Annotated in this window: 17 protein-coding genes and 1 riboswitch; of the genes, 7 read left to right on the forward strand and 10 right to left on the reverse strand. The window is 68.0% G+C overall.

Going from position 1 to position 17,075, the window contains the following annotated elements:
• Positions 1 to 16: 16 nt before the first annotated feature.
• Positions 17 to 2,014, reverse strand: coding sequence for a transglycosylase SLT domain-containing protein (locus ACS5PK_RS04125; protein WP_439438981.1), 1,998 nt, complete (start codon positions 2,012 to 2,014; stop codon positions 17 to 19).
• A gap of 105 nt (positions 2,015 to 2,119) precedes the next feature.
• Between ACS5PK_RS04125 and ACS5PK_RS04130 the strand changes: the two genes are divergently transcribed.
• On the forward strand, positions 2,120 to 2,686 hold the full coding sequence (locus tag ACS5PK_RS04130) for a 5-formyltetrahydrofolate cyclo-ligase (protein WP_439438982.1): 567 nt from the start codon (positions 2,120 to 2,122) through the stop codon (positions 2,684 to 2,686).
• Between the two features lie 38 nt (positions 2,687 to 2,724).
• Here ACS5PK_RS04130 and ACS5PK_RS04135 read toward each other — a convergent pair whose 3' ends face one another.
• Positions 2,725 to 3,717 (reverse strand): LysR substrate-binding domain-containing protein, encoded by a 993-nt coding sequence (locus ACS5PK_RS04135; protein WP_439438983.1) that lies wholly within the window; start codon positions 3,715 to 3,717, stop codon positions 2,725 to 2,727.
• 132 nt (positions 3,718 to 3,849) lie between these two features.
• Here ACS5PK_RS04135 and ACS5PK_RS04140 point away from each other — a divergent pair, with 132 nt between their 5' ends.
• Positions 3,850 to 4,209 carry a DUF2917 domain-containing protein gene (locus ACS5PK_RS04140; RefSeq protein WP_439438984.1) on the forward strand — a complete coding sequence of 120 codons (360 nt, stop codon included), beginning with the start codon at positions 3,850 to 3,852 and terminating at the stop codon, positions 4,207 to 4,209.
• Between the two features lie 13 nt (positions 4,210 to 4,222).
• Positions 4,223 to 4,699, forward strand: a complete 477-nt coding sequence (locus tag ACS5PK_RS04145) for a cupin domain-containing protein (protein ID WP_439438985.1) — start codon at positions 4,223 to 4,225, stop codon at positions 4,697 to 4,699.
• 18 nt (positions 4,700 to 4,717) lie between these two features.
• Here the strand turns inward: ACS5PK_RS04145 and ACS5PK_RS04150 are convergent, their stop codons facing one another.
• The gene (locus ACS5PK_RS04150; RefSeq protein ID WP_439438986.1) at positions 4,718 to 5,140 is read right to left on the reverse strand and encodes a TfoX/Sxy family protein; all 423 of its coding nucleotides are present in this window, start codon (positions 5,138 to 5,140) and stop codon (positions 4,718 to 4,720) included.
• 68 nt (positions 5,141 to 5,208) lie between these two features.
• Here ACS5PK_RS04150 and ACS5PK_RS04155 point away from each other — a divergent pair, with 68 nt between their 5' ends.
• Both ACS5PK_RS04155 and pepQ read left to right on the forward strand, forming a co-directional pair.
• Complete coding sequence (locus ACS5PK_RS04155) at positions 5,209 to 5,811, forward strand: 5-formyltetrahydrofolate cyclo-ligase (RefSeq protein ID WP_439438987.1); 603 nt, start codon at positions 5,209 to 5,211, stop codon at positions 5,809 to 5,811.
• A 106-nt stretch (positions 5,812 to 5,917) separates the two neighbouring features.
• Complete coding sequence (gene pepQ, locus ACS5PK_RS04160) at positions 5,918 to 7,267, forward strand: Xaa-Pro dipeptidase (protein WP_439438988.1); 1,350 nt, start codon at positions 5,918 to 5,920, stop codon at positions 7,265 to 7,267.
• 12 nt (positions 7,268 to 7,279) lie between these two features.
• On the opposite strand, the gene ACS5PK_RS04165 is transcribed toward pepQ, so the two are convergent.
• The 7 genes from ACS5PK_RS04165 to ACS5PK_RS04195 form a co-directional block, all read right to left on the reverse strand.
• The gene (locus ACS5PK_RS04165) at positions 7,280 to 8,323 is read right to left on the reverse strand and encodes a FemAB family XrtA/PEP-CTERM system-associated protein (RefSeq protein ID WP_439438989.1); all 1,044 of its coding nucleotides are present in this window, start codon (positions 8,321 to 8,323) and stop codon (positions 7,280 to 7,282) included.
• Positions 8,324 to 8,493: 170 nt separating this feature from the next.
• Positions 8,494 to 9,105: an OmpW/AlkL family protein gene (locus tag ACS5PK_RS04170; protein ID WP_439438990.1), complete on the reverse strand. Its 612-nt coding sequence runs from the start codon at positions 9,103 to 9,105 to the stop codon at positions 8,494 to 8,496.
• A gap of 138 nt (positions 9,106 to 9,243) precedes the next feature.
• Positions 9,244 to 10,098 (reverse strand): methylenetetrahydrofolate reductase [NAD(P)H], encoded by an 855-nt coding sequence (gene metF / locus ACS5PK_RS04175; protein ID WP_439438991.1) that lies wholly within the window; start codon positions 10,096 to 10,098, stop codon positions 9,244 to 9,246.
• Positions 10,095 to 10,856 (reverse strand): TlyA family RNA methyltransferase, encoded by a 762-nt coding sequence (locus tag ACS5PK_RS04180; RefSeq protein ID WP_439438992.1) that lies wholly within the window; start codon positions 10,854 to 10,856, stop codon positions 10,095 to 10,097. Before ACS5PK_RS04180 ends, metF begins: the two co-directional genes overlap by 4 nt.
• Positions 10,857 to 11,068: 212 nt before the next feature.
• Entirely contained in the window at positions 11,069 to 12,490 is a 1,422-nt protein-coding gene (ahcY, locus tag ACS5PK_RS04185) for an adenosylhomocysteinase (protein WP_439438993.1), read from the reverse strand.
• 82 nt (positions 12,491 to 12,572) lie between these two features.
• Positions 12,573 to 12,690: riboswitch (S-adenosyl-L-homocysteine riboswitch) on the reverse strand.
• A 63-nt stretch (positions 12,691 to 12,753) separates the two neighbouring features.
• Complete coding sequence (locus ACS5PK_RS04190) at positions 12,754 to 13,875, reverse strand: DNA glycosylase AlkZ-like family protein (protein WP_439438994.1); 1,122 nt, start codon at positions 13,873 to 13,875, stop codon at positions 12,754 to 12,756.
• 90 nt (positions 13,876 to 13,965) lie between these two features.
• Positions 13,966 to 14,976 (reverse strand): GGDEF domain-containing response regulator, encoded by a 1,011-nt coding sequence (locus ACS5PK_RS04195; RefSeq protein WP_439438995.1) that lies wholly within the window; start codon positions 14,974 to 14,976, stop codon positions 13,966 to 13,968.
• A gap of 300 nt (positions 14,977 to 15,276) precedes the next feature.
• Here ACS5PK_RS04195 and ACS5PK_RS04200 point away from each other — a divergent pair, with 300 nt between their 5' ends.
• On the forward strand, positions 15,277 to 16,242 hold the full coding sequence (locus tag ACS5PK_RS04200; protein ID WP_439438996.1) for a chemotaxis protein CheX: 966 nt from the start codon (positions 15,277 to 15,279) through the stop codon (positions 16,240 to 16,242).
• A gap of 53 nt (positions 16,243 to 16,295) precedes the next feature.
• The gene (locus ACS5PK_RS04205) at positions 16,296 to 16,667 is read left to right on the forward strand and encodes a response regulator (protein WP_439438997.1); all 372 of its coding nucleotides are present in this window, start codon (positions 16,296 to 16,298) and stop codon (positions 16,665 to 16,667) included.
• The last annotated feature ends 408 nt before the right edge of the window (positions 16,668 to 17,075 follow it).

The following is a 17,075-nucleotide window of genomic DNA, read 5'->3' on the forward strand; positions in this document are numbered from 1 at the left end:
GGGGGAGTGTCGAGGTTCAGGGCAGGTCCTGGTTGGACAGCGGCGCCGAGGTTTCTCGCGGCCCGATGGTGACACCCAGTCGCTCGCGCAGCGAGGCATGGGGCGCGCCCATCAGCCTGGCATAGACCGTGGCATTGGCCAGCACCTTTTTCACGTAGTCGCGGGTCTCGTTGAAGGGCACGTTCTCGGTCCAGAGCGAGGCGTCCAGCACCTGGCCTTCACGCCAGCGGCGGGGGCGGTTGGGGCCGGCGTTGTAGGCCGCGGCCGCCAGCGGCATGGCGCCGCCGAAGTCGTCCAGCACCAGCTTGAGGTAGCCGGTGCCCACGCGCAGATTGAAGTCCCGGTCCGTCAGGAACTCGGGGCGGTAGTCCAGGCCCAGCTTGCGGGCTGTCCACTTGGCCGTGGCGGGCATCACCTGCATCAGGCCGCTGGCACCCACATGCGAGCGCGCATCCTGGATGAAGCGCGACTCCTGGCGGATCAGGCCGTAGACGTAGGGCAGGTCCAGCCCGGCCTCGGCAGCTTTGGCGCTGAGTTCCTTGAGCAGGGGCAGGGGGAAGCGCTGGCTGAGATCGATCTCGCCACGGGTGCGCTCGCTGCTGTTGATGCAGCGGTCCCAGACTTCTCGATCGCAGGCCAGCTGGGCCGCGGCCAGGAGTTCGCGATCGCCCATGCCGCGCAGGCTGAAGTTCCACTCTCTCACGCCTTCGTTGCGCAGCCCGAGGCTGATCAGGGCCAGGGCCCGGTTCAGGCCGCCGTGGGCAAAGGCGATGCCCTTCTCGTGCGGCGTCAAGGGTGCCGGGGCCGGCGGTAGCGGGAGCTTCAGGCCCAGGTCCTCGGCAGCCAGTTGACCGTAGAAATGCAGGGGGTTGGCAATGGCCTGGAGGGCTGCACGTGCCTGCTGGCGCTGCGCTTCGCCGGCAGCGCCGGCCGGTGCCTGGCTCAGCTGCAGGCGGGCGCGCCAATAGGCCCACACCGGTTCCTTCGCTTCGAAAGCCTGCAGGGCCTCATAGGCCGCGTTGAAGAGGGCGGGTCGGCCTCGCCCCTGGTCGGCACGCAGCGCGGCGCGGGCCATCCAAGCCCAGGAGTCTTCGCTCCAGTCGCGGGCCGGGCTGCGGCCTTGCAGCTTGAGCGCCTGCTCGGCGTAGTCCGCGGCCTCGGGCTGCAGACGGAAGGCCGCCTGCTTGGCGACCTGCGCCCAGGCCCAGGCCGCCAGCTCCGGTGGCAGGCCCTGGGCCCAGCGCTGCTGCAGGCCGTCGGCAGCCTGGGCGGGATCGTTGCCGGCCAGCTTGATCAGGCCCAGCGTGGCCAGTTCGGCCTGCGAGCGGCCCAGGCCGGCCGCCTTGCGGGCCATGAAGCGGGCGTTGTTCTCCAGCGCGTCCTGAATGCCTTGCTGGACGGGCTTGGGCAGCAGGTCCGTGGCCTGGCGGATGGCGCGCGGGCGGGCGTACTCGACAGACAGGCGCAGCTTGGTCCAGATGTCTGCCGCTCCGAGTTTGCGGGCTTCGAACAGGGCGCTGGCCAGGGCCGCACAGCCTTCGTCGCCGTCCTTCTGGGCGAGCCAGGCCGCTCGGGCGCGCTCGCGTACCTCTCGCCCTTGGGCATGTTCGGCCAGCAGGCCGTAGCAGACCACCTCCCGGTCGTCCGCCATCTTGAAGCGCGGCAGCTCGCGCTGGAAGTTGGCCCAGTCGCGACGGCGGCCCAGCTCCAGCAACCAGTCGTTGCGCAGGCGGTCTTCCACATAGGTGCCGGGGAAGCGCGCGTAGAAGTCCTCGAGGTCAGCCTGGCTCAGCTCGCCCAGGCGCAGGCCGTAGTCCCAGTAGGCAACCCAGGCAGCCAGGGGATGCTGGGCGGCGTGGGCCTGTTGCGCGGCGGCTTGCAGGCGTTTCCTGTCGCGGGTCTTGAGCGCCTCGCGTGCCTCGGTGAGCAAATCGTTCTGCGGTGTGCTCAGCGGCAGGGGGATGGCCTGCGTGCGCGCCTGGGCGCCGGTCAGCCCCAGCAGGCCGACCATCATCCATGAAACCAGGCGAGCCGCGTTCCTGCGCCGCTTCGTGCGCCCCGGCGCTGTGCCGGGCGCTCCATATACTGCGTTCAACGTGTGTCCTTGATGGGGTGTCCCGTGTCGACCAATGCCGCGCCCGATCGGGCAAGTCTGCGCAAAGAGCTGCTGCGGCAGCGCCGCGAATTCGTCGTCTCGCCGGCCCATGCCGACGCCGAAGCGCAGCTGGGCCGGAGCCTGCTGCGCCTGCTGGCGCAACTGGAGCCGCAGTGCCTGGGGCTTTACTGGCCTCTCGAAGGCGAATTTAACGCAGCCGCGTTGCTCGGTGCGGCGGAAGGCCTTGAGGACTGCACCCTGGCACTGCCTTTCGCGCGCAAGGCGGACCGCCAGATGGACTTCCGTCGCTGGGACCGGCAAGTGCCCGCCATCAAGGACGAATGCGGCATTCCCAGCAGCAACGGTGCGATCGTGCAGCCTGATGTCCTCCTGGTGCCCTGCGTGGGCTTCAGCCCGACCGGCTATCGTCTGGGCTATGGGGGCGGCTACTACGACCGCTGGCTGGCCGCTCACCCAGGCGTGACCACGGTGGGCCTGGCCTGGCAACTGGGCGAGATTGCCCTGGAGGTGCAGCCCCATGACCAGGCGCTGACCATCATCCTGACGGAATCGGCGCTGCTGGCACCCTGAGGCACAGGCCCCTGACGGCCTGCATGCGGCCCCTGTGCTCAGTCGCCGCCCAGTCCCTCTTCCTCGTCGCCCGTGGGGCCGTCGCCAATGGCCTGGCGGGTGAGGGCAGCCTGCTCCTGCACCCAGCGTGCGAACTCCATCGCCTCAGGCCGCTGCCGGCCTTGGCGTGACATGAGCAGCCAGTAGGCCGAGGGCGCATCGATACGCGCTGTCGGGCCGAAGGGTTCCAGCAGCTCCTTGCGCTGCAGGGATTCACTCACCAAGGCCAGTCGGGCCAGCGCGACGGCCTGGCCCGACAGCGCTGCCTGCACCTGCTGGTAGGTGAAGTTGAGGTACATCCAGCGTCGCGGCTGCAGGTCCTTCTGGCCCTGCTGCGCCAACCAGCGCCGCCAGCTGACGTAGACGCCGGACGGCCGCTGGTCGTCCTCTTCGGCAAGGGTGTGCTGGGCCAGGTCGCTGGCCTGGCGCAGAGGCGGCAACTGGCCCTGCTGCGCCTGCTGCAGCAACCAAGGGCTGGCCACGGGTGTCAGGATCTCGCCGAAGAGGCGTTGCGCATCGACAGGCATCGCGCTGGTGGTGTCATAGCGCAGGGCGAGGTCCATCTCGCTGTCGTCCAGGTCGATGATCTGGTCATGGGCCGAGACCCGGATGTCCATGTCGGGATGCAGGCGGTGGAAGGCCTCCAGCCGCGGCAGCAGCCACAGCGAGGCAAAGGAGGCGAAGGTGGTGACGTTGACCACCTTGCGGCCCTGACTCTGGCGGATCTGCCGCACCGTGGTGTCCAGTCGGTCCAGCACACCGCGCACGGTGCCCAGCAGCAGGGAGCCGTGGCTGCTCAGCTCCACATGCCGGGTGCCGCGCAGCAGCAACTGGCAGCCGACCTCCTCTTCCAGCGAGCGGATCTGGCGGCTGATCGCTGATTGCGTCAGGTGCAGCTCCTCGGCGGCGGCACGGAAGCTCAGATGGCGCGCGACAGCCTCGAAGGCTCGCAGCGGGCCGATGGCGAGGGGGCGTTGGCGGCTTGGATTCATGACTGAAACGCATCAATATGGCGCGGCGATCTCATTGGACGATGCTCGGTAGAGACCCTAGTATCGCTCCACGTTCCCGATTTTTACGGCCTCCAAGTGAATGCCAGGCCGGCGGGGATGGAGGGAAAAACCATGTTGAGCCGTATCGTTGCCGCAGAATCCGCATCAATCCATCGTGCTGCTGACCACGGCGCTGACTGGCGCCTGGCCCAGGGCGAAGCCCTGAAGCTGCCCATTGGCCCAGGCCCGCGCGAGCTGAAGGTGCTGGAAGGGCGGGTCTGGTTGACTCGCGACGGCCGCCTGAATCGCCCGGCCCTGGATATCTGGCTGGAGGCCGGCGACAGCCTGGCCGTGCCCTCGGGCGCCGAGCTGGTCCTGGAGGCCTGGCCGCAGGCCCGCTTCCAGCTGTTGGTACCGCCCCTGGCCTGCCCGGCAGTGCAGCGCCGGCCGGTAACGGTCGACACGCGCAGCCACGGCCTGGTGATCGCCTGAGGCGGGCATGGGTATGGCCGCGCCGAGCGCCCCACTCGCCTTGCTGAGCCGGGCGGCCATCGAGGCCCTGCCTATCCAGGAGAAGACGCATCTGCTGGATGCCAACGCCGTGCGTCAGGCAAGCTTGCTGTCCGCGGCCACAGGAATGCAGCAGCTGGGCTGCCAGCTGATGAGCCTGGCCCCCGGGCGCTCCTCCGCCGAATACCACCGGCACCTGTACGAGGAACAGTGCTTCTATGTGCTCAGCGGCGAGGGGCGCGTGCTGATTGAGGACCAGTGGCATGCGCTGCAAGCCGGCGACTTCCTGGGCTTCGCGGCCCGAGGCGAGGCGCACAGCATCCACAACAGCGGCAGCGAGCCGCTCCTGATGTTTGCCGCACGCGTGAACCTGGCGCAGGACGTCTGCGACTATCCGCACCAGGGCAAGCGGCTCTACATGAACGGCGAGGAAGAGGTGCTGGTGGATGTGACCGAGGTGCGCCGCGCCTAGCCAGCGCTCGTCTCGGCCTCAGCGCTTGCGGCCAGATGGCGTAACGGCGGGAGTGGCCGGACTCTTGGCTTTGGCCTGGCGCTGCGTCGGACGCTTCGTGGGGGACTTGGCGGGCTTCTGCCGCGCCCGCAGCGCCGCCTCCAGCGCCAGCTGCGCCCAGGGGCGCATCAGCGCTGGGGATTCCAGGGTCTCTTCCGGCGGGCAGAAGTAGCGCAGGCCGGCCACCTTGCCCTCGCGCTCGTACTCGAACCGCCGGCAGCCGGCCGCCTCGAAGCGGGGGAGGGTCACATCGTCCGCTTTCAGGAACAGCTGGTCGAAGGCGATGATGGCGATGAAGTGGTCCTCGACATAGATCCCCCAGCCGCCGAACATGCGCCGGCTGCGCAGGGGCCCCAGCGGAGCCAGCAGCTCCAGCGCGTGGTCAAGCAGTTCCTTGGACATCGGGCCATGATAGGCGCAAGTGCCGAGCCTGAGGCCGAGGCTGGCAGCAAGGCCTGACCCCGGCTAGGATGCAGGCTTCCTGCCATGCAAGGGTCTTGCCTGTGGATTTGAATGACAAGATTGCGCTGCGCCGCAAGCTCATCCAGGACCGCCTGAACCTGCCACGCCGTCACGAACTCGCGGCAGACCTGCAGGAGGTGCTGCGCGTCTGGCTGGTGACGCGTCGAGAGCAGACCATAGGCGCCTACTGGCCCATCAAGGGCGAGTTCGACCCGTTGCCGGCGCTCTACCGCTGGAGCGAGGCCCACGAGGAGCGCCGCATCGGCCTGCCGGTGGTGGACAAGGCGCAGGGCACCCTGCGCTTCCATGTCTGGTACCCCGGCTGCCCGATGGAGGAAGACGCCTACGGCATTCCCAAACCCAAGGACACCGAGGTCTTCGAGCCCCAGCTGCTGGTCGTGCCCTGTGTGGGCTTCGGGCCCTGCGGCCTGCGCCTGGGCTATGGTGGCGGCTTCATGGACCGCACGCTCGCGGCGCTGAAGCCGCGCCCGGCCACCGTAGGTGTGGGATACGCCCACGGCTTCCTGCCCCTGCTGAAGGCCGAGCCGCACGACGTGCCGCTGCAGGCCATGATCACCGAGGAAGGCGTGGTCTGGGACGAGCGAGGTTGACGGCGCCGCACTACGGGCATGACCGGGGGCCAGCCGTCGCGGCCTGACCGAGAATGCGGGCTTCACAGGACCGCCACCGGACGCCACCGCGCCCAGCACCGTTGCCATGAGCCACGCAGCCCAAGACCCCCGCATCGCCCAGCTTCATGCCGAGCACATCCAGACCTGCCAGGCCCGTGCCGAACGTGCGCTGAGCCTCAGCGGCCATGAAGCCCTGCTGATCGCTTCGGGCGTGGAGAAGTACGCCTTCCTGGATGACCGCCCCTACCTCTTCCAGCCCAACCCACACTTCAAGGCCTGGCTGCCCCTGGTCGCCCATCCCTACAGCTGGTTGCTGGTGCGCCCTGGCGTGAAGCCGCTGCTGGTGTATTACCAGCCGGACGACTACTGGCATGTGCCGCCCGCACCGCCGGCCGGCTACTGGGTGGATCAGGTGGAGCTGCGCGTGATCAGCGAACCCGAGCAGGCCCTGCAGCATCTCCCGAAGGACATCAGCCGCGTGGCCATCGTCGGCGAGGCCGATGCGGCCCTGCAGCACCTGATTCCCAACAACCCCGAGGCCCTGATCCACAGCCTGCACTGGGCCCGCGCCAGCAAGACGCCCTACGAGCTGCAGTGCCTGCGCGAGGCCTCGCTGATCGGGGCGCGTGCGCATCTGGCCGCACGCGACGCCTTCCTGGCGGGTGGCTCCGAGGCCGAGATCCATCGTGCCTACCTGATTGCAGCCGGCCACACCGACCGCGACCTGCCCTACGGCAACATCGTCGGCCTCAACGAACATGCCGCCGTGCTGCACTACCAGTACCAGGACGCGGCCCGTCCCGCGCAGTCGCGCTCCCTGCTGGTGGATGCGGGCGCGCAGGTGGCCGGTTATGCCTCGGACATCACCCGCACCTGGACCCGTGGTGATGCCGGCAGCGCCGAGTTTGACGCCCTGCTGGCGGCCATGGAATCCGCCCAGCTGGCGCTGGTCGACGAGGTCCGCCAGGGCGTGGACTATCGCGCGATCCACCTCAGCACCCACCGCCATATCGCCCGCATCCTGAAGGCGCAGGGCCTGGTGGCCATGAGCGAGGAGTCGATGCTGGCGGAGCGCGTGACCAGCACCTTCTTCCCTCACGGCATTGGCCACTTCCTGGGCCTGCAGGTGCACGACGTGGGCGGCTTCATGGCCAGCGAGGCAGGCGGTACGCGGGACAAGCCCGAGGGACATCCCTATCTGCGCCTGACCCGCGACCTGGCCGCCGGCATGTGCGTGACCATCGAACCGGGCCTCTACTTCATCCCGACCTTGCTCAACAAGCTGCGCGCCACGCCGGCCGCGAAGGCGGTGGACTGGGCGAAGGTGGAGCGCCTGGCCCGCTTCGGCGGCATCCGCATCGAGGACGACGTGGTGTGCCGAGCCGAGGGCGCGCCGGAGAACCTCACGCGCGACGCCTTCGCCGCGCTGGCCTGAGCCCGGCTGCGGTCAGGGAATGCCGCGCACGATGTGCGGCCCCAACAGGCTGCTGAGCCAGACCGGCAGCTTCTGCCAGGCCCGCACCAGCAGGGCGAACTTGCCGTTGCTGGGGCGGGCGTCTCCCACGGAGCCCTTGAAGGAGTGGTACTGCCAGTAGGCCGGATGGGCCACGGCGCCCCACTGCTGCTTGAATTTGTAGGTGCCGCTGTCCACGGTGCTGCGGCCGAAGTCGAACATCGGCTGGCCGCGCTCAATGCTGCGCTCCAGCACCCGCCAGTACATCAGCACGTTGACGCTGAGGTGGTTGTACTCGCGCAGGGCGCTGGCGCTGGGGATCAGCGTGCAGCCCGGTGCGTGCAGCAGGAAACCCGCAGCCACCGCACGGCCTTCGTGGCGCAGCACGGCAATCTCAGCCTCGGCGGGGAACTGGGCCAGCATCTGGGCGAAGAGGGCGCGGCCATAGGGCGGCGTGCCCAGGTCGCGCATATTGCGGGCGAAGACGCAGTAGAACTCGTCCAGCAGTGCCTCCCGGCCGAACACCACGCTGAGGCTGGCATCGGCCAGGGGCTTGCGGATCTGGCTGCGCAGCTTGGACTTGATGCCCCGCTCCCACAGCAGCTCGGGCGTGGCCGGCAGAGGCAGGCGCATATGGACCTTCTCGGTCACCAGGGCATTGAAGGCCGGGTGCTGGAGCTGTCGCTCATGGCGCAGCTCCAGATGCTTGACCTCCAGCCGCCGCGCCAGATCGACGGCGGCCTCGATCAATCGGGCCTCGTCCTCGGGGCTGTCGGCCAGCACGCCACCCGTGTTGAGGTAGGGCTGGCTGACCAGGTAGCGGCCGAAGATGGGGCCGGCGACCAGTTGCAGCGGCAGCACACCGACGATGGCCTCGCCGCGCGTCAGCCACAGGAAATGCGGCTCATGGCGCAGCGCCTGCCCAAGGACCGCCGACCACTCCTGGCGCAGGTGGAAGCCGTCATAGCCGAAGCGCTGCAGGTATGCGTTCCAGCCGGCGGGGGGCTGCGGGGCCTGGTGCAGGGTCGTGTCGGGCATGCGTGGGGATTCGGGGCGCGGTGAATGGCCCCGCATCCTATGCCATCGATCACGGCGCCTGCACCGCCCGACTCAGGGTGCGCAGTGTGCAGACGTAAAAAAACCGCCGTGCCCAAGGGCGCGGCGGCTCAACACAAAGAGGATTGCTCAGAAGAAAGCTGGTCGCTTGCTCAGAAGCGGAAGCCCAGGCCCACGCCCACCAGCAGCGGGTCGACCTTGAACTTGCCGACTTCGGTGCCCTTGGCGTAGACCTTGGTGCCGATCTGCACCTTCTTGATGTCCACGTTCAGGTACAGGTTCTTGCTGATCTCGTAGTCGAAGCCGATCTGCAGGGACAGGCCCATGCTGGTGTGCTTCACGCTGGGCGACAGGGCGGTGTCCACGGCCGGGGCGAATTCCACGTTCGAGAAGATCGTGTAGTTCAGGCCGGCGCCGACGTAGGGACGGAAGGTGTCGTTGGGCGCGAAGTGGTACTGCAGGCTCAGGGTGGGCGGCAGGTGCTTCAGGGTGCCGATCTCGGCGCCACCGGCCGACAGGGTGTGCTTCTGCGGATAGGTCAGGATCAGCTCAGCGGCCAGATTGGGGCTGAAGAAATAGCTGAAGTCGACTTCCGGGATGACCTTGTTGTTGACGCTCAGGTCCAGGCCCGTGGTGTCCTTGTTGGCCGAATCCAGGTTCACGGCGCGCACGCGCATCATCCAGGGGCTCTCGGCGGCCTGGGCGGCAAAGGCGCCAGCGGCCAGGGTGGCGGCGATCAGGGTGCGTGCAACAAGCTTGCTCATCTCAATAGCTCCTTCAAAGAATGGGAATGTGTCCCGATGAAGCTATTGGAGAGGTCGCGCCAGGGTTATCCCTTGATGTGGCGCAACCCCAGGGAGCCGGTGTCCTCGGTGTCTATGTGGACTTGATCTTTCGCAAGCTCAGGCGCCCAGACCGAGGCGTTTGCACAACTCCAGCACCAGGGCGCTCTGGTTGAGCGTATAGAAGTGGATGCCCGGTGCGCCGCCAGCGATCAGGCGCTCGCACACGCGCGTGACCACGTCCAGCCCGAAGGCGCGGATGGAGGCCGTGTCGTCCATGAAGCCTTCCATCTTCAGCGCGACCCAGCGCGGGATCTCGATGCCATCGCGGGCCGCGAACTGCGCGATGCGGCCGTAGTTGTGGAAGGGCATGATGCCCGGCACGATGGGCGCGGTGACGCCCAGCCGGCGGGCCTCGTCCACGAAGTGGAAGTAGGCGTCCGGGTTGAAGAAGAACTGGGTGATGGCGCCACTGGCGCCGGCCTTCATCTTGTCGGCGAAGTGCTGCAGGTCACGGGAGGCATAACGCTGCTGTGGGTGGTACTCCGGATAGGCGGCCACCTCGATCTGCCAGTCGGCGCCCTGCGTTTCGCGGATGAACTGCACCAGCTCGGCGGCATAGCGGAACTCGCCTGCCGTGGCCGTGCCGCTGGGCAGGTCTCCCCGCAGGGCGACCACGCGACGGATGCTCTGCGCGCGGTAGGTGGCCAGGATCTCGGCGATGTTCTCGCGCGTCGATCCCACGCAGGAGAGATGCGGTGCGGCTTCGTGGCCGGCGGCAGCGATCTCGCTGACGGTGGCCAGGGTCTTCTCGCGCGTGGAGCCGCCAGCGCCGTAGGTGACGCTGAAGTAGTGCGGCTGAACGGCACTGAGTTCCTGCACGACGGTGCGCAGCTTCTCGGCGCCCACGGGCGTGTTGGGGGGGAAGAACTCAAAGCTCACCGGCGGCTTGGCCGGCGTGTTCGTGTGGCTCATGGCGATGCCTTTCCTGTGGCTGTGGGGTGGCCGCTCGTCTTGCGGGCCCACAGAAAGAATTCCGTGTTGCCATCACCGCCGGTGATGGCGCTGCTGAAGTAGCCCTGCACCAGCCAGCCCAGCTCTTGGGCGGCCGTGCGGGCCTGCTGTTCCAGTTGAGGGTACAGCGCCGGGTCCTTGATCAGGCCCCCTCTGGACAGGGCCTTGGGGCCCAGTTCGAACTGCGGCTTGATCAGGAGCAAGACCTGACCCTCCTGCGCCAGCCAGGGGTCCAGCTGCGCAAAGGCGCCGATCATGGAGATGAAGCTCAGGTCCCCCACGATCAGCGGGAAGCCGCCGTCCGGCCTGTGGGAGGACAGGGCGGATGCGGCCAGCTCGCGCACATGCAGGCCTTCGAGCGCGGTGACCCGCGCATCGGCTTGCAACGCGGCGTGCAGCTGCCCGTGCCCCACGTCCACGCCCACGACACGGGCGGCGCCATGCTTGAGCAGGCAGTCCGTGAAGCCGCCGGTGCTCTGGCCCATGTCCAGCACAGTCAGGCCTTGCACCGACAAGCCGCTGGCCTGCAGCGCGCCTTCCAGCTTCAGGCCCCCGCGCGAGACATAGCGCAGCTCCGCGTCGTCCGTCACCGCGAGCACTTCATGCTCGCCCACGTCCTCGCCCGCCTTCCGCACCTTGGCCCCGGATGCCCGCAGCACCGCGCCCCGCTCGATCAGCCGCTGGGCGGCCGAGCGCGTGGGCGCGAGTTGCAGGGTCATGAGGCGTTGGTCGGCGCGCATTGAGGAAGTGAGGGGCTTGGGGCGTCGTCAAAGAGCTCGGTGGTGCGAGATGAACCCGGCTCGGTGTCTCGGGGCGTAGCGAGCGGCGCGCTGGCCAGGCGGACGGAGCGCAGGGACCAGAACGACCTTGCGGGTCGTGAGGATCCCGAGCACCGCCCAACGACGCCAGCGTGTCGCGCAGCAGCCCTCGCTCAATAGCGGTAGGTGTCGGGCTTATAGGGGCCTTGCTTGGGCACACCGATGTACGCGGCCTGCTCCTCGGTCAGCTCGGTCAGCTGCGCGTTGAGCGTGGTCAGTTGCAGGCGCGCCACCTTCTCGTCCAGGTGCTTGGGCAGCACGTAGACCTTGCCGATGTCGTAGGCGTCCCTGTGGGCGAAGAGCTCGATCTGCGCGATGGTCTGGTTGGCGAAGGAGGAGCTCATCACATAGCTCGGGTGGCCCGTGCCGCAGCCCAGGTTCACCAGGCGGCCCTTGGCCAGCAGGATGATGCGCTTGCCGTCGGGGAAGATGACATGGTCCACCTGCGGCTTGATCTCCTCCCACTGGTACTGTTCCAGCGAGGCGACATCGATCTCGTTGTCGAAGTGGCCGATGTTGCAGACGATGGCGTTGTTCTTCATCGCGGCCATGTGCTCATGGCGGATCACGCTCTTGTTGCCGGTGGTGGTCACGAAGATGTCGGCCTTGTCGGCGGCGTATTCCATGGTCACCACGCGGTAGCCTTCCATCGCGGCCTGCAGCGCGCAGATGGGGTCGATCTCGGTCACCCACACCTGGGCCGACAGTGCGCGCAGGGCCTGGGCCGAGCCCTTGCCCACGTCGCCATAGCCGGCCACCACGGCGATCTTGCCGGCCACCATGACGTCGGTTGCGCGCTTGATGCCGTCCACCAGGGACTCGCGGCAGCCGTAGAGGTTGTCGAACTTGCTCTTGGTGACGGAGTCGTTGACGTTGATGGCGCGGAACAGCAGGGTGCCCTTGGCGCTCATCTCCTTCAGGCGGTGCACGCCGGTGGTCGTCTCTTCTGTCACGCCGATGATCTCGGCGCTCTTGCGGGTGTACCAGGTCGGGTCCTGCGCCACCTTGGCCTTGATGGCGGCGAAGAGGATGCGCTCTTCCTCGCTGCCCGGGTTGGCCAGCACGGAGAGGTCCTTCTCGGCCTTCTGGCCCAGGTGCATCAGCAGCGTGGCATCGCCGCCGTCATCGAGGATCATGTTGGGGCCTTCGCCCGCTTCACCCTTGGCGCCGAACTCGAAGATGCGGTGGGTGTAGTCCCAGTAGTCCTCCAGCGTCTCGCCCTTGTAGGCGAAGACGGGCGTGCCGCGGGCGGCCAGAGCGGCAGCGGCGTGGTCCTGGGTGGAGAAGATGTTGCAGGAAGCCCAGCGCACCTCGGCGCCAAGGGCCTGCAGGGTCTCGACCAGCACGCCGGTCTGGATGGTCATGTGCAGCGAGCCGGCGATGCGCGCGCCCTTCAGGGGCTGGCTGGCGGCGTATTCCTTGCGGATGGCCATCAGCGCGGGCATCTCGTGCTCGGCGATGTTGAGTTCCTTGCGACCCCAGTCGGCGAGCGACAGGTCGGCGATCTTGTACTTTTCGGTGGCAGCGGCGTTCATGGGCAGGCTCCTTCATGGTCTGAAGCCGCTGACGCCGGGCGCGGGGAGTCGAGGAAGACACGGTCACCCCAGGCCTGACGGCAGCGGGTGAGCGCGGTTGCAGAGTGGCGGGATCCAGAGGGTGGATCGCTCGACCGGTTCCGAGCCTGGCCTTCTGCCGCCCTTTGCAGGCGAAGAAGGTTGCAACGCTCCTCGGATCAGCGCGGATTGTAGGGGCTGCGCGCGGTGTGGTGCGTGAATTTGGGCATGGACGGTGCGGCAATTCAGCCTTCGCCCGGGCACTGGTCCTCCAGCCCCAGGAAGCGCGCCAGATGCGCCAGCGCCTCGTCCAGCGCGGTCTCGAAATGCGCTCCGCGCGGGCGGGCCCCTACGAAGCCGGTTTCGCACTGCAGCCGGCCGCCCACCACCTTCAGATTGGCCCAGCCGGGCACTTCCTCACCCCACAGCAGGGGCAGGGCGTAGTGGCCCATCTTGCGCCGGGCCGCCGGTGTGTAGGCCTCGAAGCGATAGGGCCAGCCCCAGAAGAGCTCGAAGCGGTGGCGGTCCCAGACGACGGGATCGAAGGGGGCCAGCAGCCGCAGCGATGCATGGGGCTGGTGGCGGCGCGAGCGCGGGTCTTCATCGGCCGGCCAGAACCAGACCTGGCCTTCGACCTCGGCATGCGGATAGCGCTGCCGGGCCTGCTTGAGCAGCTGGCGGATCTCGGGCTGCAGATGCGGTGCGCCATAGCGCAGCAGCGTGCCCAGGTAGCCGAAGCTGCGCGCGGGCAAGGGGGCGTAGAGCTTCAGGACCATGTCCAGCAGCGCCTGGGCGCGGGCCAGGCGGGCCGCCGGGCTGTCGTCCTGCGGCGGGTGCTGAATGGCCTCGTAGACACGCGTGCCGCTGTCGCGGCGGTGCACGCGCAGCAGGCCGCGATAGTGCATGCCGTCCAGCAGGTGCGTCACGGCATTGGACTGTCCGCCCCAGTAGCCGCGCACCTGGCCGTGGTCGAACACCGCCTGGACCTGGGCCGGATGCTGCGGGCCGGCCTCGGCGATATGGGCCAGCAGCTCCGCGGCGCGGGCCTGCGTGGGGCGATCCCAGGGCTTGCGGGCGACCCTCGGATGCATCAGCGCCAGATGCTCGCGGGGCAGGAAGCCGTAGTTGACGAAGCAGTCCTCCTCGATGGCCAGGCGGCGGTAGCGGGCTTCGAGGTCACCGGCGCGGTAGTCCTTGACCCGCCAGGCCAGGATCAGGTCCTGGGCCCGCGCCGGCGCTCGCATGGGATCGGCCTGCACAAAGCCCAGGCGGCGTATGGCCTGGGGCAGCGTGGTGGGGGCGAAGAGGCTGCGCGCGATGGCGTAGCGGCGGAGCTGCTCGAGACTGGGCGGGCGGGTACGGCTCACGATGGGTGATGGGGCATCGGTCTGAATGCCGTGCAGCTTGCTTGAGTGCTGTGGATTTGTACAGTGATGTTTGCCCCGGGGTGAGGCCGCTCAGCGGCCGCCGCGCAGGGCCTGGCGCTGCTCGTCGGTGTCCATTTGCATCTCGTAGCTGAAGAAGCGGTTTCTGCCGTAGGCCTTGGCGTTGTAGAGCGCATCGTCGGCGCGCATCAGCAGGCCTTCGGCTGTGGTGGTCTCGTCGGGGACGCAGGTGGTGATGCCGCCGGAGAGCGTGATGTGGCCGGCGATGGGTGAATCCGGATGCGCCAGCTGGCCCTGGGCCAGAGTGCGCAGCAGGGCGCGGGCATAGGTCATGGCGCCGGAGCGCGGCGTGTTGGGCAGCAGCAGGGCGAACTCCTCGCCACCGTAGCGGGCGGCGCAGTCTGCCGGGCGGCGGCAGAGGTCTTTCAGCAGCCGCGCTACATGCCGCAGGCACTGGTCCCCCTCCACATGGCCCAGGGCGTCGTTGTAGCGCTTGAAGTGGTCGACGTCGCAGAGCATCAGCGTCAGGGGCTGGCCGTTGCGTCGGGCCGCGGCGATCTCCTGCTGCAGTCGCCCGTCCAGGCCGCGGCGGTTCATCAGACCGGTCAACGAATCGACCTGGCTGAGTTCATGCAGCTGCGCATTGGCCTGACGCAGCTCCTCGGACACCGACACCAGGCGCAGTCGCATGTGCGCGAGCCGCTGCATGGCCCGCAGCTTGGCGTGCAGGATCATGGGCGTGACGGGTTTGACGAGGTAGTCGTCGCCGCCGGCCTCAATGCCCTTCCAGACGTCGGCATCCTGGCTGCGCTGTGAGAGGAAGATGATGGGCGTCCAGCCGCCGGGCTCGGCGCTGCGCATGGCGCGGGCGGCCCAGTAGCCGTCTTTGCCGGGCATCTCGACGTCCAGCAGCACGAGGTCCGGCCGGTAGCGCTCGAAGAGCTGCACGCCCCAGTCCGCGCTGTCGGCCTCCAGCACGCGGTGGCCGGCTCGGTCCAGTTCCGCGGCCAGAGCGACCCGGGTGGCATTCTGGTCGTCCACGATCAGGATGGTCAGGGGGGCGGCTTGGAAGTGCGTGCTCATGGGCGGGTGCCGGCTGGGGGCAGGCAACAAGGGTAGCGCCTGTGCGTGCCCGCTGTCATGGGGGCGGGGCCTGTCGGCGACGCCGCCCGCGAAGGGCTGACCAAAGCCGTGAATCCTGCACGAGGCAGCCCCTGTTCAAGTGCCGCCGCAGGCGTAGCATGGACCGAGGTCCGTGGGGCGCCGCTTGGCGCCGCTCGAACCTCGGGCATGCCCTCCTGGCCGCGCCATGCCGGCATGCCCGCCGTACAAGCCCGATCGCCTTGGCGGTCTTTGCGGACAGGGCCCGACCCTGCTGAGCCCATGACGGAAACCACGCAACTGGAAGCCAAGGTGCTGCTGCTGGAGCACGAGCCCGAGCAGTACCGGCGGCTCTCCGACTTTTGCGCCCAGGTGGGCCTGGTCGCCCTGCCGCGATCGGCGGGCGATGCGCTGCCGACGCTGTCCCAGCACAAGGACCTCGGCGGCGTGCTGCTGGCTGAGAACCTGCCTTGCGACGGCCCGGACGGCCTGAGCCTGGCCCGCGCCATCCACAAGCTGCGGCCCGAGCTGCCCATCTTCCTGCGCCGCACGAGCGAGCGCCTCCTGAGTGCCGAGGAGCAGGTCACGCTGCGGCACGAGTGGCGCTCCGGTGAGATGGAGCCCCTGCGCGAGGCCGTCGAGCGCGCCATCTTCAGCCTGCGCTACCCGACCAGCCTGGTCAACGGCATCGTGCAACTGACCTGCTCGGCGCTGGGCTCCATGTTCCCCAATGCGCTGGTGATGGCGGAGTCGCCCTATGTGGTGCATGACCGCATCATTCATGGCGAGGTGTCCACGCTGATTGCCATTGAGAGCACCTGGTGCCGTGGCTACATGATGCTGCAGACCGAGGAGAGCGCCCTGCGCCAGGGCCTGATCCAGGGCTTCGGCTACGAGGGCGTGGGCGGGGACCTGAACTTCCGCGAGCTCAACAACATGCTGGGCGAGACCACCAACCTGATCTGGGGCGCCTTCAAGAACCGCTACATCCCGCCCAAGGCCTTTGCCAACCAGCAGACGCAGGTGCCCATCGTGATCAACCACGAGCACAAGTACATCTCCTTCGGCTCGCAGGACCCTCAGCTGTGCATTCGCTACCAGCTCTCCGACCCCAAGCGGCCGGGCCTGCCGCCGTTGACCATCGTGCAGCGTTTCATCTTCAACCTGCATTGGTCGCCCGAGGAGTTTGCAGAGTTCGACAGCGCCCCGCCCGATGTGGCGCCCACGGGCGAGCTGGAACTCTTCTGACTGATTTTCCCGAACAACGCGACTGACCGAAGATTCCCGAGGAGACCCCCGATATGGCCCACATTCTCGTGGTGGACGATTCCAGCACCATGCGAGAGATCGTCGCCAGCTTCCTGAGCAAGAACGGCTTCGAGGTGGCTGTGGCCACCGACGGTCGCGACGGTCTGCATCAGCTGCAGAAGGACCCCGGCATCCGCCTGGTGGTCAGCGACGTGAACATGCCCAATATGGACGGCCTGACCATGGCCGAGAAGATACGCAGCGAGCTGGGCAACAAGCAGGTCCGCATCGTGATGCTGACCACGGAAGACAACCAGACCATGCGCGAACGCGGCAAGGCCATCGGCGTGACTGGCTGGATCGTCAAGCCATTCAAGGGTGAGGCGGTGCTGGGGCCGTTCAGGAAGCTGTGCGGGATGGCGTGAGGGGGTCTTGCCTTGCGCATGAAAAAGCCGCCCTCGGGCGGCTTTCGCTTGTGACGACATAGGCCTCGCTGAGGCGAGGTCGGCTTACAGCCATGGCACTGCACGTAGTGCTGCCACTTTGGTGTTCCCTGGCCGTTGCAGGCCAGCGGCTGCGCGCAGCGTTGAGGGTTTGTGGTCTTCGCCCACATCGCTGCGCGATATGAGCGAAGCCCCCAAGTGGCTGGTCCGCTTTTGGCGTCCCCTGGCCTTTACAGGCCAGCGGCTGCGCGCAACGTTGAGGGTTTGTGGTCTTCGCCCACATCGCTGCGCGATATGAGCGAAGCCCCAAAGTGGCTGGTCCGCTTTTGGCGTCCCCTGGCCTTTACAGGCCAGCGGCTGCGCGCAGTGTTGAGGGTTTGTGGTCTTCGC

Origin of the sequence: Roseateles sp. DB2 (genome assembly GCF_051857535.1) — a bacterium.
Lineage (GTDB): Bacteria > Pseudomonadota > Gammaproteobacteria > Burkholderiales > Burkholderiaceae_C > Roseateles_B.

Excerpts from the sequence above, each read along its gene's own strand:
- ACS5PK_RS04125 (WP_439438981.1), bottom strand. The coding sequence starts at position 2,014 with ATGATGGTCGGCCTGCTGGGGCTGACCGGCGCCCAGGCGCGCACGCAG.
- ACS5PK_RS04135 (WP_439438983.1), bottom strand. The coding sequence starts at position 3,717 with ATGAATCCAAGCCGCCAACGCCCCCTCGCCATCGGCCCGCTGCGAGCC.
- ACS5PK_RS04140 (WP_439438984.1), top strand. The coding sequence starts at position 3,850 with ATGTTGAGCCGTATCGTTGCCGCAGAATCCGCATCAATCCATCGTGCT.
- ACS5PK_RS04145 (WP_439438985.1), top strand. The coding sequence starts at position 4,223 with ATGGCCGCGCCGAGCGCCCCACTCGCCTTGCTGAGCCGGGCGGCCATC.
- ACS5PK_RS04150 (WP_439438986.1), bottom strand. The coding sequence starts at position 5,140 with ATGTCCAAGGAACTGCTTGACCACGCGCTGGAGCTGCTGGCTCCGCTG.
- ACS5PK_RS04155 (WP_439438987.1), top strand. The coding sequence starts at position 5,209 with ATGCAGGCTTCCTGCCATGCAAGGGTCTTGCCTGTGGATTTGAATGAC.
- pepQ (WP_439438988.1), top strand. The coding sequence starts at position 5,918 with ATGAGCCACGCAGCCCAAGACCCCCGCATCGCCCAGCTTCATGCCGAG.
- ACS5PK_RS04165 (WP_439438989.1), bottom strand. The coding sequence starts at position 8,323 with ATGCCCGACACGACCCTGCACCAGGCCCCGCAGCCCCCCGCCGGCTGG.
- ACS5PK_RS04170 (WP_439438990.1), bottom strand. The coding sequence starts at position 9,105 with ATGAGCAAGCTTGTTGCACGCACCCTGATCGCCGCCACCCTGGCCGCT.
- metF (WP_439438991.1), bottom strand. The coding sequence starts at position 10,098 with ATGAGCCACACGAACACGCCGGCCAAGCCGCCGGTGAGCTTTGAGTTC.
- ACS5PK_RS04180 (WP_439438992.1), bottom strand. The coding sequence starts at position 10,856 with ATGACCCTGCAACTCGCGCCCACGCGCTCGGCCGCCCAGCGGCTGATC.
- ahcY (WP_439438993.1), bottom strand. The coding sequence starts at position 12,490 with ATGAACGCCGCTGCCACCGAAAAGTACAAGATCGCCGACCTGTCGCTC.
- ACS5PK_RS04195 (WP_439438995.1), bottom strand. The coding sequence starts at position 14,976 with ATGAGCACGCACTTCCAAGCCGCCCCCCTGACCATCCTGATCGTGGAC.
- ACS5PK_RS04200 (WP_439438996.1), top strand. The coding sequence starts at position 15,277 with ATGACGGAAACCACGCAACTGGAAGCCAAGGTGCTGCTGCTGGAGCAC.
- ACS5PK_RS04205 (WP_439438997.1), top strand. The coding sequence starts at position 16,296 with ATGGCCCACATTCTCGTGGTGGACGATTCCAGCACCATGCGAGAGATC.